At 67.3% G+C, this 14,273-nt stretch carries 17 protein-coding genes; 7 read left to right on the top strand and 10 right to left on the bottom strand.

Going from position 1 to position 14,273, the window contains the following annotated elements:
- Window positions 1–2 precede the first annotated feature (2 nt).
- Window positions 3–587 carry a TetR/AcrR family transcriptional regulator gene (locus tag EV137_RS02130; RefSeq protein ID WP_134010272.1) on the bottom strand — a complete coding sequence of 195 codons (585 nt, stop codon included), beginning with the start codon at window positions 585–587 and terminating at the stop codon, window positions 3–5.
- Between the two features lie 135 nt (window positions 588–722).
- Between EV137_RS02130 and EV137_RS02125 the strand changes: the two genes are divergently transcribed.
- Genes EV137_RS02125 through EV137_RS02115 form a run of 3 tightly spaced genes read left to right on the top strand, consistent with a single transcriptional unit; the run spans window position 723 to window position 3,223 of the window.
- Window positions 723–1,301: a hypothetical protein gene (locus EV137_RS02125; RefSeq protein ID WP_134126143.1), complete on the top strand. Its 579-nt coding sequence runs from the start codon at window positions 723–725 to the stop codon at window positions 1,299–1,301.
- 1 nt (window position 1,302) lies between these two features.
- On the top strand, window positions 1,303–2,757 hold the full coding sequence (locus tag EV137_RS02120) for a dihydrolipoyl dehydrogenase family protein (protein WP_134126141.1): 1,455 nt from the start codon (window positions 1,303–1,305) through the stop codon (window positions 2,755–2,757).
- Between the two features lie 13 nt (window positions 2,758–2,770).
- Complete coding sequence (locus EV137_RS02115; protein WP_166679751.1) at window positions 2,771–3,223, top strand: GNAT family N-acetyltransferase; 453 nt, start codon at window positions 2,771–2,773, stop codon at window positions 3,221–3,223.
- On the opposite strand, the gene EV137_RS02110 is transcribed toward EV137_RS02115, so the two are convergent.
- Complete coding sequence (locus tag EV137_RS02110) at window positions 3,220–3,522, bottom strand: hypothetical protein (RefSeq protein WP_134126137.1); 303 nt, start codon at window positions 3,520–3,522, stop codon at window positions 3,220–3,222. The two genes, EV137_RS02115 and EV137_RS02110, sit on opposite strands and share 4 nt — an antisense overlap.
- Window positions 3,519–4,316 carry a helix-turn-helix domain-containing protein gene (locus tag EV137_RS02105; protein WP_134126135.1) on the bottom strand — a complete coding sequence of 266 codons (798 nt, stop codon included), beginning with the start codon at window positions 4,314–4,316 and terminating at the stop codon, window positions 3,519–3,521. Before EV137_RS02105 ends, EV137_RS02110 begins: the two co-directional genes overlap by 4 nt.
- Before the next feature lie 87 nt (window positions 4,317–4,403).
- Between EV137_RS02105 and EV137_RS02100 the strand changes: the two genes are divergently transcribed.
- Complete coding sequence (locus EV137_RS02100) at window positions 4,404–4,829, top strand: Ohr family peroxiredoxin (RefSeq protein ID WP_238175037.1); 426 nt, start codon at window positions 4,404–4,406, stop codon at window positions 4,827–4,829.
- Between the two features lies 1 nt (window position 4,830).
- On the opposite strand, the gene EV137_RS02095 is transcribed toward EV137_RS02100, so the two are convergent.
- The 6 genes from EV137_RS02095 to EV137_RS02070 form a co-directional block, all read right to left on the bottom strand.
- Complete coding sequence (locus tag EV137_RS02095; protein WP_238175036.1) at window positions 4,831–5,460, bottom strand: HAD family hydrolase; 630 nt, start codon at window positions 5,458–5,460, stop codon at window positions 4,831–4,833.
- A gap of 114 nt (window positions 5,461–5,574) precedes the next feature.
- On the bottom strand, window positions 5,575–5,919 hold the full coding sequence (locus tag EV137_RS02090; RefSeq protein ID WP_134126133.1) for a VOC family protein: 345 nt from the start codon (window positions 5,917–5,919) through the stop codon (window positions 5,575–5,577).
- Window positions 5,920–6,049: 130 nt separating this feature from the next.
- Window positions 6,050–8,464: a LamG domain-containing protein gene (locus EV137_RS02085; RefSeq protein ID WP_134126131.1), complete on the bottom strand. Its 2,415-nt coding sequence runs from the start codon at window positions 8,462–8,464 to the stop codon at window positions 6,050–6,052.
- Window positions 8,464–8,952 (bottom strand): hypothetical protein, encoded by a 489-nt coding sequence (locus EV137_RS02080; RefSeq protein ID WP_134126129.1) that lies wholly within the window; start codon window positions 8,950–8,952, stop codon window positions 8,464–8,466. Before EV137_RS02080 ends, EV137_RS02085 begins: the two co-directional genes overlap by 1 nt.
- A complete protein-coding gene (locus EV137_RS02075) occupies window positions 8,949–9,479 on the bottom strand; it encodes a hypothetical protein (RefSeq protein WP_134126127.1) in 531 nt (176 codons plus the stop codon). Before EV137_RS02075 ends, EV137_RS02080 begins: the two co-directional genes overlap by 4 nt.
- A gap of 98 nt (window positions 9,480–9,577) precedes the next feature.
- Complete coding sequence (locus tag EV137_RS02070; RefSeq protein WP_134126125.1) at window positions 9,578–10,126, bottom strand: hypothetical protein; 549 nt, start codon at window positions 10,124–10,126, stop codon at window positions 9,578–9,580.
- Window positions 10,127–10,341: 215 nt separating this feature from the next.
- On the opposite strand from EV137_RS02070, the gene EV137_RS02065 reads away from it, so the two are divergent.
- Window positions 10,342–11,973: a PAS domain S-box protein gene (locus EV137_RS02065; protein ID WP_134126123.1), complete on the top strand. Its 1,632-nt coding sequence runs from the start codon at window positions 10,342–10,344 to the stop codon at window positions 11,971–11,973.
- On the opposite strand, the gene EV137_RS02060 is transcribed toward EV137_RS02065, so the two are convergent.
- On the bottom strand, window positions 11,924–12,364 hold the full coding sequence (locus EV137_RS02060) for a response regulator (RefSeq protein WP_134126121.1): 441 nt from the start codon (window positions 12,362–12,364) through the stop codon (window positions 11,924–11,926). The genes EV137_RS02065 and EV137_RS02060 overlap by 50 nt on opposite strands.
- A 167-nt stretch (window positions 12,365–12,531) precedes the next feature.
- On the opposite strand from EV137_RS02060, the gene EV137_RS02055 reads away from it, so the two are divergent.
- Together EV137_RS02055 and EV137_RS02050 are read left to right on the top strand one after the other, a co-directional pair.
- Window positions 12,532–13,584: a sensor histidine kinase gene (locus EV137_RS02055; protein WP_134126119.1), complete on the top strand. Its 1,053-nt coding sequence runs from the start codon at window positions 12,532–12,534 to the stop codon at window positions 13,582–13,584.
- Entirely contained in the window at window positions 13,584–14,267 is a 684-nt protein-coding gene (locus tag EV137_RS02050; protein WP_134126117.1) for a response regulator transcription factor, read from the top strand. The genes EV137_RS02055 and EV137_RS02050 overlap by 1 nt, the downstream gene beginning before the upstream one ends.
- Window positions 14,268–14,273: the final 6 nt, after the last annotated feature.

Below are 14,273 nucleotides of genomic sequence, written 5' to 3'. Positions count from 1 at the left end.
CGCTACCCGAGAGCCTTTTGGCCTTGTTCCTCGCGGCTGCGGTAGGTGAGGAGGCCTTCTACTCCGCGGAGGAAAGTTTCGCAGACAGGCTTGGGGTCGGACAGGCAGCCGGCGGCCATCGCGCCGTCTCGGAGCATGACGAAGTGACGGGCCGCGGGTTCGGGGTCGATCTTGCCGAGGCCGGTGAAGAGTTCGGCCATCGTCCACAGGAACCATTGGCGGTGCTTGAGGACCGCCTGGTGCACGGCGAAGGCCGGGTCCGGGTACTCGGCGGCGGCGTTGAGGAACGCGCAACCTCGGAAGCCGGGACGCTGGATGTCGTCGGCGATGGAGCGGCTGACAGCTCGAATGATGTCGGCCGGGCTCGCGTCCTGGGCCCGCGCTGTGTTCAACTGCGCCCGGATCGCCTCGTCGGCCTGCGTCAGATAGGCGACGATCAGGTCGTCCTTGCTCGCGAAATGCCGGTACAGCGTGGCGCGCGTGACCTGCGCCTCGGCGATGACGCGGTCGACTCCCACGGCGCGAATGCCTTCGGCGTAGAAGAGCCCAGTGGCCGTGCTGAGCAGTCGCGACCGTGCTTCCGACATCCCGCTTCCCTTCCGGATCTCTTCGGGGTACTCCGAGATTAGCAGATAGAACGATCGGTCTTGACAACGGGAGACAGCTTGCTGCAGGCTCCAGGTGTACCGATCGTTCTATCTACATGAGATGAGAGGCAACTGGTGTCCAGTTCCTATGCAGCCACTGCCGGCCCGACGGCCGGCGCCGCCGACAGCACGAAGGCGCTGCGCACGCTGTACTACGTCCGCTTCGGCTTCGCCATCGTCTGGGCGGTCCTGATGATGGCGATCGCCAAGAAGATCAACCCAGGAGCAACCGCTCTCTTGGTGATCTACCCACTGTTCGACGTCGCGGCGGCGGTCATCGACTTCCAGACCTCGGGTACGACGCGACCGAAGGCGCCTCTCTACGTCAACATGGCGTTGAGCCTGCTCACCGCGATCGGGCTGGCCGTCGCGGCCGGGTCCGGGATCCCGAGCGTGCTGCGGGTGTGGGGTGCGTGGGCGATCACCGCCGGCATCGTCCAGTTGGTCGTCGCGATCCTGCGCTACCGGCTCGGTGGTCAGTGGGCGATGATTCTCAGCGGCGGTATCTCGGTGCTCGCCGGTGGCAGCTTCATCGTGATGGCCGGTGGCGCGAAGGCGTCGCTCACCAGCGTCGCCGGGTACGCGATCCTGGGCGGCATCTTCTTCCTGATCTCCGCGATCCGGCTGCAGCGCCTCGCTGCGAAGGTGAGCTGACATGACGGAGAAGCTCTTCGACGTCGTGATCGTCGGTGGCGGACCGGTCGGCGAGAACGTCGCCGACCGAGTAGTGCAGGGCGGCCTGACCGCGGCGATCGTCGAACACGAGCTCGTCGGCGGCGAGTGCTCGTACTGGGCCTGCATGCCGACCAAGGCCCTGCTCCGCGACGCCGCGGCCCTCCGCGCCGCTCGCGCACTGCCGGCTGCCGGCCAAACCGTCAGCGGCAATCTGGACCCAGCCGCGGTGCTCGCCCGGCGCGACCGATTCGCGTCCAACTGGAGCGACTCCGGCCAGGTCGAGTGGCTGAACCACGCCGGCATCAACCTGGTCCGCGGCCACGGACGCATCACTGGGACGCGTACTGTCACCGTCACTCAGACGGACGGTACGACGACCACCGTGAAGGCACGCCACGCGGTCGTGATCGCCACCGGCAGCAGCGCTCACATTCCACCCATCCGCGGGCTGGCGGACGTGGCACCGTGGACGAGCCGCGAGGCGGCCGCCGTGCAGAACGTCCCGGCGAGGTTGGCCATCATCGGTGGCGGGGTCGTCGGCTCCGAGATGGCTACCGCCTTCAGCGCGCTCGGCTCGCAGGTGACGCTCATTTCTCAGAGCCGGCTGCTGCTCGGGGTGGAGCCGTTCGCCAGTGAACATGTGGCGGCCGCTCTCCGTACTGCGGGTGTGTCGCTTCACCTGGACGTCGAGGTCGCTGAGGCTCGTCGGACTGCAGACGGCGTACATCTGGCGCTCTCCGACGGCGCGACGGTCGACGCTGACGAGGTTCTCGTCGCGACCGGGCGCACGCCCAACACGAAGGACCTCGGCTTGGATCACGTCGGTCTGACGCCGGGTGACTGGCTGCATGTCGATGAAACGCTCGCTGTTGTCGACGACGCCGGCGATCGTGTCGGCGAGAGTTGGTTGTACGCCGCGGGCGACGTGAACAAGCGTGTTCTCCTCACCCATCACGGCAAGTACCAAGGACGCGCGCTGGGCGACGCGATCGCCGTACGAGCTCGTGGCGAGGAGCCCGACCTGAATCCGTGGGGACGGCACGCGGTCACAGCCGACGAACGTGCCGCGACGCAGGTGATCTTCACCGATCCCGAGGTCGCCGCCGTCGGTCTGTCCGCCGAAGCTGCGGCGGCCGCCGGTGTGCACATTCGGATTGTCGACTACGACCTCGGAGCAGTCGCCGGAGCGGCCCTGCACGCCGACGACTACCGAGGTCAGGCGCGGATGATTGTCGATGCCGACCGCAACATCCTGATCGGGTTCACTGCGGTCGGCCCCGATGTCGCCGAACTACTGCACGCGGCGACCATCGCCATCATCGGTGAGGTCCCGATCGATCGTCTCTGGCACGCCGTCCCGGCGTACCCGACGATCAGCGAGATCTGGCTCCGGCTGCTCGAAACGGACCGCCCGCACTGGGATCCCGTTCCGTGAAAGACTTCAGGTCGTGCGGATCAGTCAGGCTGATGCAGATGATGTTGCGGGGCTCGCGCGGTTGTTGTGGTTGAACAGCACTGAGGACGAGCAGGAGGAGCGACCGGTCGACGAGTTCGCAGTGGAGCTCGGGCAGTGGTGGGCAGCCCGTGACGACTCGCACGTAGCGTACGTCGCGCGGCTCGATCAGCCAGACCTCGTCGGCATGGCCTGGGTTGCGCTCGTTCCACGCGTTCCGAGACCTGGGGCGATGAGCCGGATGTCCGCGGACATCCAGAGCGTCTTCGTCATCCCTGACGCCCGGGGCCGCGGAATCGGATCGGCGCTTGTGAAGGCTGCTTCGGAGCATGCGCTGGGAGCCGGTGCTCTGCGCGTGACAGTCCACTCGGGCCGCAAGGCAGTCCCGGTGTACGAGCGCCTGGGCTTCGGATCGTCCCGCCAGCTCCTGCAGCACCCCCAGGACTAGGCGGAGGCAAAGAGGTTCGCGAGGGTTACGGCTAGGTGGTGGTAGTCGGTTTTGAGGGGGCCGGCGAGGGTCGGGTCGGGTTCGAAGGTGTTGACGAGGCCTTTGGCCAGGTCGTTGGTGCGAGTGTTGACGTCTGCACTGCGGTCGTTGCGGCGGTGGAAGGACTGCCAGCGGCGTACGGCGACTGCCAGGATCTCGTCGACGGTTTCGGGGCGTACGACCGGTGAGCCGGACTCGCAGAGTTCCACGAGAGCGGCGCGCGCGGCGCCCAGGACCGCTTGGTCCAGGGCGGGCGTCATTGCGTCTTGGACTGTGCCAGGGCGCGTAGCCGTTCGCTGCTGGTGGGGTCTGTGGGGAGGAAGGTTTCTATGGCCAGGTTGGCGGCTGTTACTTCCAAGGGGGCGCCGATGGTGGCTATCAGGGTGAAGAGGCGGACGGGGCCAAGGCGGGTTTGGAGGTCGAGGGTGACCATGGGCTGTTGGGACGGGCCGGTGACCGGCTTGTCGGGGAGGTAGGGCTCGAGTTCTTCGAGGAGGTCCGCGAGCGGTTTGTCGGCGGTGTCGCGGCTCTTGCGTTTGAGCTGGTGGATGAGCGGGACACTGCACGCCGCGGTCATGGACGAGATGCTGGGCAGGCCGCCGGGGTGGAGGGCTAGGCGCAGCATGTTCATCGGCGGCTTCAGGAGTTCGGGGTCGACGCCGTCCCAGAGCAGTGATGCGGCGTCGTTCGCGTCGATCAGGTTCCAGAGGCCGTCGACGATGAGCGCCGGGTTCGGCAGGTGGGCGTCGAGGAGTTGGCGCAGTGGTTCGCGGAGCGGGAGCATCGCGTCGGAGTGGTACGGCTCGTCGAGGTACCGCGGCGCGAATCCACCCGCCAGCAGCAATCGGTTCTGTTCGGCCAGCGGCAGATCGAGATGGTTCGAGAGATGCACCAGCAGTTGCCGGCTCGGCTGCGCGCGGCCCGTCTCCACGAAACTCAGATGCTTGGTCGACACCTCCGCATCGAGCGCCAACTCGAGCTGACTCAGCTTCCGGTGCATCCGCCAGAAGCGAAGCATCTCCCCCACGGTCTGCGGCTCTTCCAGCACGGTCACAAAATCAGCGTACGGCGGACACACGCCGCGCCTCCATTAACAAAGAGGTAATTGAGCCGCTCCCCGTCGCCCCGGATCGTTGTTCGCATGAATCCCACCACGATGAACCCCACCTACACAGCCGTCGCGACCTCCTCGGGGCGCGACGCCCGCGCCGTCACCGCCGACGGGCTGCTCGACGTCCAACTCGCCCTGCCGAAGGAGCTCGGCGGCACCGGCGACGGTCTCAACCCCGAACAGTTGCTCGCCGCAGGCTGGGCCGCCTGCTTCTCGACCGTCCTGGACCGCATCGGCCAGACCCAGAACCTCGACGCCAAAGACGTCGCGGTGACCGCGGAGATCAGCCTCGTCCCGGTCGGTCAGAGGTTCACCCTGGCCGCCGTACTGCGGATCGAACTCCCCGACCACCTCCATGGCGAACCCGGCCGCAAACTGATCGAAGCAGCCCACAACATCTGCCCCTACTCCCGCGCCACAGACGGCAACATCCCGGTCGAAATCGTCGTCGAGTGACCTAAGCAGCAGAGATGCCGTGGCGTGTGAAGACGGTGTGGAGGGCGGCGTGGCCTTGGGTGAAGTCCCATTGTTCGGCGTGGAGGCCGGCGGTGCGGGCGCCGATGATGTTCTTGGCGGTGTCGTCGATGAACAGGATCGAGTCCGCGTCGGCGCCGATGCGTTCCGCGGCGCGGGTGAAGAAGGACGGGTCGGGTTTCGCGACGCCGAGGTCGTACGAGTAGCAGCTGACGTCGAACAGGTCGTCGTACCCGAGGACCTCTCGCATGTGAGCGCCGCGGTAGCACTCCTGGTTGGTGCCGAGGTGTACGCCGTACCCGTTCCGCTTCAGGGTCCGCACGATGTCGAGTGACTCCTCGATCAGCACGATGTTCTTCCACACCGCGTCGTACAACTCGGCCGCCGGTGTGCTCACGCCGTACTTCTCCAGCGACGCCGCGAGCACCGGCAGGTAGTCACCACGCCCGGCGAGCATCGGCAGCTCGTCGGACCAGGTCTCGTGGAGGAAATCCCGGGACCGAGAACCCAGATATGGCTCCATCGCCGCGTACCAACCGCCCGGAAGATCCTGCAGTACGCCGTCAGCGTCGAACAGCACGTGCCGGATCGGGTCGCCCATGGACCAGATCATGCCCCAACTGCTCGTCCGCGCACACGGGGATTTCCTCGACGCCGGCGGCCTCCTCCGGCTGGCGGCGTACGCCGAACAGCGCCGCGCGGTACTCCTCCGGGACGTGGCACATGATCAGGACGGGTCCTGGAGAATGCCGAGAACGTTGCCGTCGGGATCGGTGAGGGTGGCGACGAGCCGCCCGGCGCCGACGTCCTTCGGGGCGTCCTTGAGGGCGCCGCCGGCCTCGGTGATCTCCTTGATCTTGGCCTCGATGTCGGTCACGTGCCAGTAGGCGATCGGCGAGGTCATGTCGCTGTTCGGGACCAGCCCGATCTGCTGGCCTTCGGCCTCGAACCCGACGTAGTACGGCGAGTCGGCCATCGGCTCGACGCCGAGCAGAGCGGCGTACACCGGCTTGGCCTTCTCGAGGTCGGTCACGGGGTGCAGGATCGTGTTGACGCCTTGCGTGCCAGTCATTTCGTCTCCAATTTCGGGGGGCGTTTGCCCCTGACGTTCAGTGACTCTCACGCTAATCGGGTCCGAACACCGGTGCTTCTCGATTCCTGACCGGTTGCCGTGGGCCTGCGAGCGAACCGAACGGTTACGGTCAGTGCTTGCCGAATTGGTGGTGGTTGGTGACGGTCGCCTGGCTCAGCACCGCGGTGTAGATGGCGACCTCGTCGATCATGCCGTCGAAGTACGCCGTCGAGTTGGGGTCCAAGGTGTTCAAGGCCGCGCCGATGGAGAAGCCGTACGGGTCCATCACCGTCGCACGGACCGCAGCCTGCGGTGCGAGTGCGACGCCGTCGACGTAGATCCGGATCGAGGTGCCGTCATAGGTCGTCACAAGGTGGTGCCACAGCCCGTCGTTGACGGCGAACGCCGGCGTGAACGTCTTGTCCGAGCCCGCACCGCCGGCCCAGGCCGTCATCGACGCGCCACCGGCGTCGATGCTCAGAGAGAACTTCTGGTTCGTCGCCCGCGTGCCGTAGTCGAACAACATCTGCTTCGACGAGCTCGTCGTCGTGAACCACAGCTCCACGGACCGGGCCGAGGCGCCGACCGGCAGGCCGGTCGTCCCGGCCGCCTGCGCGTAGTCGTTGAGGCCGTCGAACCGGGCGGCGGCGTCGGTGCTCCCGGTCAGCGCTCCGGTGGCGCCGAGGCTCACGCCGTTCTTGTAGTCGGCGGTGTTGGTGCTCAGACTGTCCGCGGCGCGGGGATACGTCGACAGATTCAACTGGAAGTTGTCGAGCTGAAGACCGGTGGTGTCGCTCTGGCCGACGATCACCGCGGTCGATCCGAGCCGGATGCCGGCCCGGCCGGCGGGAGTTATGGGAGACGGATCGGACGCTGTTGCGACGACGACACCGTTGACGAACATGCGGATCGTCGATCCGGCCATGTCCAGCCGGAGCCGGTACGTCTGCCCGACAGCCGACGACTGCGCGACAGCTGTCGTCAACAAGCTGGGCGTGCCGTTGACGTACCGGAGCAGCTGCCATTGGGCGACGCCAAATGCGCCGAGGTGATACTGGGCGAGGTAGAACGTGCCGCTCAGACTGCTGCCGAGCTGGAGGCGGCCTTCGATGCCGACGTCGTCGAGCGCCAGGACCGACTTCACGGTGATGTCGGCTTCAACTGAGTAGTCGGGGCTCGACGGGGTGGCTGAGGTGTAGTAGCTGGCGGCGCCGGTGAGCGCGGCGTTCTGGCGAACCCGGCCCTGAGCGGTGATCACGGCGATGTTGAGGTCCGCCGCCCACCTGGTCCAGCTGGTATCGCTGGTGTGAGCCGACAACTCCGTGCCGGTCGGCGCAGTGAACTTGTCCGCTGAGATCAGGTCGGTCGCGCTTTCGCCGAAGCGCCAGAGGCTGAGAGCGCCAACTGTGGTGCTGACGGCACCGGCGTAGCTGACGATCGCGACGTTGGTGTTCGTCGCGATGTACTGGTTTCCTACCAGGTCGGTGATGACGTACCGGTACACGTAGCAGGTATCGGTCGTCACTTGGTCGTCGACGTACGGCGAAGCGGGGTCGAGCGGGCCTACGTCGGCAAAGGCGCTGTAGCTGCCGATGACTGGGCAGACGCCGACGCTCGTGGCCGCCGCGGAACGCTGGAGTTGGCGGCCGGCGATGCCTGACCCGGTGTCGGTTCCGGAGGTGAACGAGATCTGGACCGACGGGCCCGGTTGATAGCCGGCCGCGTAGCTCAGGGTGCCACCGGTCGGTGCGATGGAATCGTCGACGAAGGTCAGCGGCAGGCTGCTCACGTTGCCGGCGACATCGCGACCGCTGATGGTCTCGGTGGGCGAGCTCGTTGTCGCTGCCGGCCAGGTGAACGGGTCGGAGAGATACGGCCCGCCCGCGGGTGTGGAGACGCTCGACGCGTTGTGTGTCCAGGTTGGCCCACTGGTCAGGGGTGTCGTCGTACTCGAGGCAGGCCCCGACCCGGCGTCGGTCATCGCGTTGCGGAGCCGGAACGAGCCTGCGGCCAGCCCGCGGTAGAAGATCGTGCCACCGCTCAGGGCGGCGTTGCCTGCGACAACAGCTACGGTGAGGGCATTGGTGGGGGCGACGAGGTCCGACGTGACCTGGTTGCTCTTCTCACTCTCAAGGCCGAGCCAGTTGGTCCCCGCGCGCGGTGTGACGGAGTAGACCCACTGCCCGGCGGGCGCCGCCGAATCGGTGCACGTCGTGCCCGTGACCGTGCAGACGAGTTGCGGAGTCTGGGTCGCGACGTCGTAGCGGGTGACCAGGTAGTTCGCCACCGCCGTACCGTTCGCCAGAGTGCTTGCGGCCCAGTTGACGGTCACTGTGTTCCCGACCCCACTGGCGGTGGGTGTCGCGCCCTGGTTCACCGTCGTCGCCGCGGCTCCGCCCGCGCCAGTAGTGGAATCGCTGGTCCAGTACGCCGCAGCATTGCCTGCGACCAGTGTCATGGTGACTGCGGCAACAACGACAGTACCGGTGAGTTGGCAGAGCAGGCGGACGCGGGTGGAACGGCCCGCAGCGGCCCGGGTCGTCATCAGCCGGCCAACAGGAACACGGTGAAACTTGCGCCCTGGCAGGCGTTGGCCGCATCGACGTTCATCGTCAGCGCAGCGGGTAGATCCAGCGGCAGTGAACCGTTCACCGCACCGAGTTTCGCGGGTACGGTCCAGCCGGCTCCGCCATTGGTTTGCTGCGTGTAGCTCAGCGTTGCGACAGCACATCCGGCGTGGGCAGCATCGACGGCAAACCCGCCCGTCCCGGCGCCGGTGTTCAAGGACAGCGCGGTGATCCGGACGCCGAACAAGTTCGGGTTGGATATCGTCAGCGCCACGCCTGCGCTCCCGCCAGGACTCAGCTGGGTCGTCGGCGTACCGGCGGTCATCGTGATCGACAGCGCTCCCCCGGCCGTGCCGGCCGCGGTTCCGTCAGCTGATCCGGGCCAGTAGGCGTCGGCGGTCACGGCAGCGACGGCGGCGAGCGTGCTGAGGACGAGCACGGCCGTCCGACGCGCCCGGCGCTTCATGATGTCGGCTCCAGGGCCGTTCCGATCACCCGGAGCAGGATCACGACGTCCTTGCAGCCGTCCTGGTTCGTGGGCAGGTCCCGCATGGTGACCTGGGGCCAGTGGGCCGGGACGAATCCCAGTTCGGCAAGACTGCTGGTGGTGCCGGCAGCGAGGTGGAACCCGTACCTGCCGGCAGACTGCCGGATCACGAACTGGCTCGGGTCGCAGGCTGCCTCACCACCGCCGTGCGCGGTGATGTCAGCCACCTGGACGGTCAGGCCGGTGATACCGAGCGGGACATCGCTGCCATTGGTCAGGATCAGCAGGACCGGGGCGGTCGACGTCGGCGTCAGCGTGCTGGTGACGCTGCCGCTGATCGCGAGGCGATCGGCGGCAGCGGTGGATGAGGCCGACCCGGTCACGGCGTGGGGCCGCTTCCCGGGCATCTGCTGGACGGGCCCGATGGCATGGATCCCCCCGGCGAGGAGCGCGACGAGCGGGAAGGCAATCCATCGGCCTTGGCGCCGCTGGAATGTCTTGCTCATGATGTCTCCCGGGTCTCGCGGGCGGTACGTCGAGGTCGAGCAGCCAGTGGGGTGGCGGCCTCACGCGCCACCCCACTGGCTGGATCGGAGCCGCGCTGCTACGCGGCCGTGATGGTGAGGTTGAGGGTGGTGTTCTTGCAGTCGTCCTGGTTCGAGGCGGAGTTGATCATCGCGACAGTGCCGCTCAGCTTGTTCTGGTACGTCGTAGTAAGGCTTCGCGTGAAGGCGGTGGGGCCGACGGGAAGATCGAGGCCCACCGGGTCCGGTTGGACCACGGCGAAGTCGCCGGTTGTGCAGACCGCGGCAACCGCGCCGGCCGGGTGGTCAGCGGCAGTGGTTCCGGTTCCCGCGCCGGCTGCGCCGATGTAGGTGACGCTGGCCTTCGTGATCGTCACCGTGGTGATGTACTGCGGTGTGGAGGCGGTGTTGTTGATCGTGTAGTTGACGGGCTGCGCCGCGCTACCCGGCGTCATGGCGGTGACCGTACCGTCCTGGGTGATCGTCATCGCGGTGCTGGTGCCGGTGGAGCCCTTCGCGGTGCCCTCGCCGGTGGTGGTCCAGAACGCGTAGGCGATACCGCTGATGGCGAGTACCGCGAAGACCGCCACTGGGATGGCAACTCGCTTCTTCCTCAGGACCTTGAACATGACAATCTCCTTCGTGGTGCACGTGCTGGGGTTGAGTCGCGCAAACCTGGAGCTGGCGGGGGGCGCGTTGGTTCCGCCTGGTCCTGACACTGCGGCTCCTGTGGTGCGGGCGCCGGTGCCGCCAGGTTGCAGAACGGGTGTCATTTGTGGACGGGTCCGCAGTGCAGAGGGCTGGTTGCTTATAGTGCAGAGGTCGTCACACGGGGGTGACTCAGATGCTCGCGCAGCCGACAGAATTGCCGGTCGGATGGCTGGAGGTGACTCCGGACGCCATCGTCGGCGTCACGTCCGACGGCGTCATCGTCCTGGCGAACGCCCGCGTGGAGGCCTTGTTCGGGTACAGCCGCGAGGAGCTCATCGGCCGGCCGGTGGAGATCCTGGTGCCGGAGGACGCCCGCCCGCTGCACCCGGCGAAACGGGCGCGGTACGTCGTCGAGCCCCGGCCGCGCCTGATGGACGGCAGCTCCGAACTCACAGCTCGCCGCAAGGACGGCACTCAGTTCCCTGCCGAGATCTCACTGTCTCCGATCGCGACCGAGAACGGGACGATTACCTTCGCCGCGATCCGCGACGTCACCGAGCGGCGCGAGCTGCAGGCCGAGCGCGAGGTACTCCGGGCTCAGGCGGACCGGGAGCAGGCAGAGAACCGGTCGCACCAGTCGCAACGCCTGGAAAGCCTGGGCCAGCTCGCCGGCGGAGTGGCCCACGACTTCAACAACCTGCTGTCCGTGATCCTCAACTACGCCTCGTTCGTCGAGGAGGAGATCAAGGCCGTCCGCGGCGCTGACCAGGGGCGCTGGGATGCGGCCTTGAAGGACCTTCAGCAGATCCAGGGCGCCGCCGAACGCGGTGCCGGGCTGACCCACCAACTGCTCACCTTCGGCCGCCGGGAGGTGGTCAGACCCCGGGTGCTCTCCCTCAACGCGGTCGTGAGCAATGTGAAGCAGCTGCTCCAGCGGACCCTGGACGAGCAGATCGACCTGGTCGCCGTACTGGCGCCGGATCTGTGGCCGGTGATGGCCGATCCCGGCCAGATCGAGCAGGTCCTGGTCAATCTCGCGGTCAACGCCCGGGACGCGATGCCGAACGGTGGGGTACTGCGGATCGACACCGCGAATGTCGTGGTGGACGAGGCTTATGCGGCCAACCATCATGGCCTCGGCCCGGGCCAGTACGTCCGGCTCCGGCTGAGCGACAACGGCAGTGGGATGTCGCAGGACGTCATCGAGCACGCCTTCGAACCGTTCTTCACCACCAAGCCGAAGGGCGAAGGCACGGGTCTCGGGCTGGCGACGGTCTACGGGATCATCATGCGGATGGACGGGTTCGTGCGGATCATGTCCCGGCCATCCGAAGGCAGCACGTTCTTCATGCTGATCCCGGCCACGGTGATCCCGGCGGACGATCTGGGGGGCGCAGATCCTGGGTCGCAGGCGCAGGCGTCCGGCCGGCCCTCCGGCGGGGGCGAGACCATCCTCGTGATCGAGGACGAGGACGCCATGCGCGAGGTCACCCGCCGCGTGCTCACGCGCAAGGGTTACCGGGTGCTGACCGCAGCCGACGGGGTCACTGCGCTGGAGTTGCTGAGCACGACCGAGGAACCGGTTCAGTTGCTGCTCACCGATGTCGTCATGCCGCGCATGCTGGGCAAGGACGTGGCGGACGAGGCCTCCGCGCTCCGGCCGGGTCTCCGGGTGCTCTACATGTCCGGCTACGCACAGCCGGTGCTGACCTCGCAAGGGACCTTGCAGCCGGGTGTCGCCCTCATCGAGAAGCCGTTCGCACAGACGGAGTTGCTCACGATGGTCCGTGACGTTCTGGACGCGCCTGGTCCACCGGCGAACTGACTGCCCGAGTGCCGGTCTCGTCAAGGGCTGCGCGGATCGCCTCCACCAGCCGCGCCGGGGTGAACGGCTTCTCGAGAAACCTCGCGTCCGAGGCCACAAGCCCGTTGCCGACCGCGAGTTCCTTCGGCAGCCCGGAGACATAGACCACGCGGAGGTCCGCGTAGCGGTCGGCGAGTTCTTCTGCCAGGGCGGAAGCGCTGATGTCCCCGGGCATCCAGACATCGGTGAGCAACAAGGTGATCGGAGCCTCCACAGCCTGCGCGGCACGCAGGGCGGCCCCGGCATCGGCGGCAGCGAGGACGGAGTACCCGCACTTGGTGACGATCCGCCGGATCGCCTCCCGGATGTACTCGTCGTCATCGACGACGAGTACGAACTCCCCTGGAGCCATACATGTTCTCCGATCCGTGGATTCGCTCTCAGAACCATCCAGGGCCCAATTCTCACCCAAGGTAAGCGGATCGTGACTCCATGCTGATGTCTCGACTATAGTGAAGGGTCGGCCTGCGGCGTACTCGAAGCTGTCGCGGACCGGGCGCGAGGGACGGGCGAGACAAGATGGCAACAGCGGGGTTCGGCGTCGGCGCAGTGGGTCGGCCTCGGTCGGTGCGGCCCGATGTCACCGCCGTGCTCGCTCTGCTGAGCCCCGCCATGGTCATCCGCACCCACGAGGACGCCAACGACGTCGTCGCTCGGTTGGCGGAAGTGCCCGGCATCAGCTCCGCCCGACTCGACGCGGCCTCGGTCGGTCCTCCTTCGCCTGCGGCGACCGATCTGGTCTGGTCCATCGGAATTGGTCGCGATGCGCAACAGCTGTCTGTCCGTACGGCGGGTGCGGGGACCGACGATGCGCTGATGACAGCACTCGACGCATTCGCAGAGGTTGTCGCCGAGCGGATGGAGCATCCCGACGGCCCGGTTGCCGGCCATGACTTCGTCACCGCCGTGTGCCACGCGTTGCGGGGCTCGCTGACGTCGGTGATCGCCTTCTCCAGCTTCCTGACCGACGCAGAGGAAGGCGGACTGACCGAGGAGAACCGCCAGTTCGCCGAGGTGATCCGGCGTAGCGGCGATCGCATGCTCGCCGTCATCGACGAATTGGCTCTCATCGCCCGGTTGGAGTCAGGGGAACTGCAGTTGGACCTGGCGCTTGTCTCTGTTCGTGAGCTGGTGCGGACCGTCGTAGCGGAGCAGCAACCCCGTGCCCGGTCGGCGGTCGTCGCCCTGCGCGGTGAGGAGGCCGACGGACGGCTCATCAGCTGTGATCGGGGCCGCGTGCATCAGTTGCTCACCAATCTCGTCGTCAACCGGCTCGAAGTCGCTACACCAGGCGGCGCCGTCGTACTCCGGGCCGCGCCGGCGCGCACCGGGTGGCGGATCGAGGTCACCAGTTCCGGGCCCGGCCACCCCGAGCGTGATCTGGACCAGCTTTTCACTGCCTTCCACCAGGCATCCAACCGTCCGCGGACCGGTACACCGACGACCGGGCTCGGACTGGCGCTCAGCCGGGCGATCGCCGAAAGTCACGGCGGGACCATCGAGGCCGCCACCACGGGCGAAGGCACCACGATCAGCGTCGGGCTTCCGTGGCGGCGACCGGGTGAGCGGTGATGAGCCGCGTCCTGGTGATCGAGGACGATGCCGACGTCGGACTCGCGCTCGGTGTGCTGCTCCGACGGTCGGGCTATGAGGTCGACCATGTCGAGGACGGGCGGGCGGGTCTGCGGGCGGTGCACTCCCTGCGTCCTGATCTGCTGGTGCTGGACATCGGGCTGCGAGGGATGGACGGCTGGCAGGTTCTCGAGCGGGTCCGGGACATCAGCGACCTGCCGATCCTCATCCTCAGTGGCCATGGCCAGGAGGCGGACAAGGTCCGCGGACTGCGGGCCGGGGCAGACGACTACCTGACCAAACCGTTCGGCAGCAACGAGCTGGTCGCGCGACTGGAGGCATTGCTGCGTCGTACGGCGCAGCCCACCTGGGCGATCGAGGTCTACGACGACGGCCGGCTGCGGATCGATCCACAGCAGCGGTCGGTGTCGCTGGACGGTCGGGACGTGCGCCTGACGCCGACGGAGTTTCGGCTGCTGGCCGTGCTGGTCCGGCACGGGGGCTCGATCCTCAATCCGGCCCAGTTGCTCGCCCAGGTGTGGGACGACCCGAGCGGTCTCGGACTGGAACGGGTGAAGTTCGCGGTTCTTCGACTTCGCCGAAAGCTCGAATCGCCCGATGCGTCGGCCGCTCGGATCGAGTCCGTCCGCGGCTTCGGCTATCGCTTCCGCGGCTCGGCGTGACGCAAC

The organism is Kribbella pratensis, assembly GCF_004366075.1.
In the GTDB taxonomy this organism is placed as follows: domain Bacteria; phylum Actinomycetota; class Actinomycetes; order Propionibacteriales; family Kribbellaceae; genus Kribbella; species Kribbella pratensis.
Note: the sequence above shows the minus strand (reverse complement) of the source record. Positions and strands in the feature narration are given on the sequence as shown.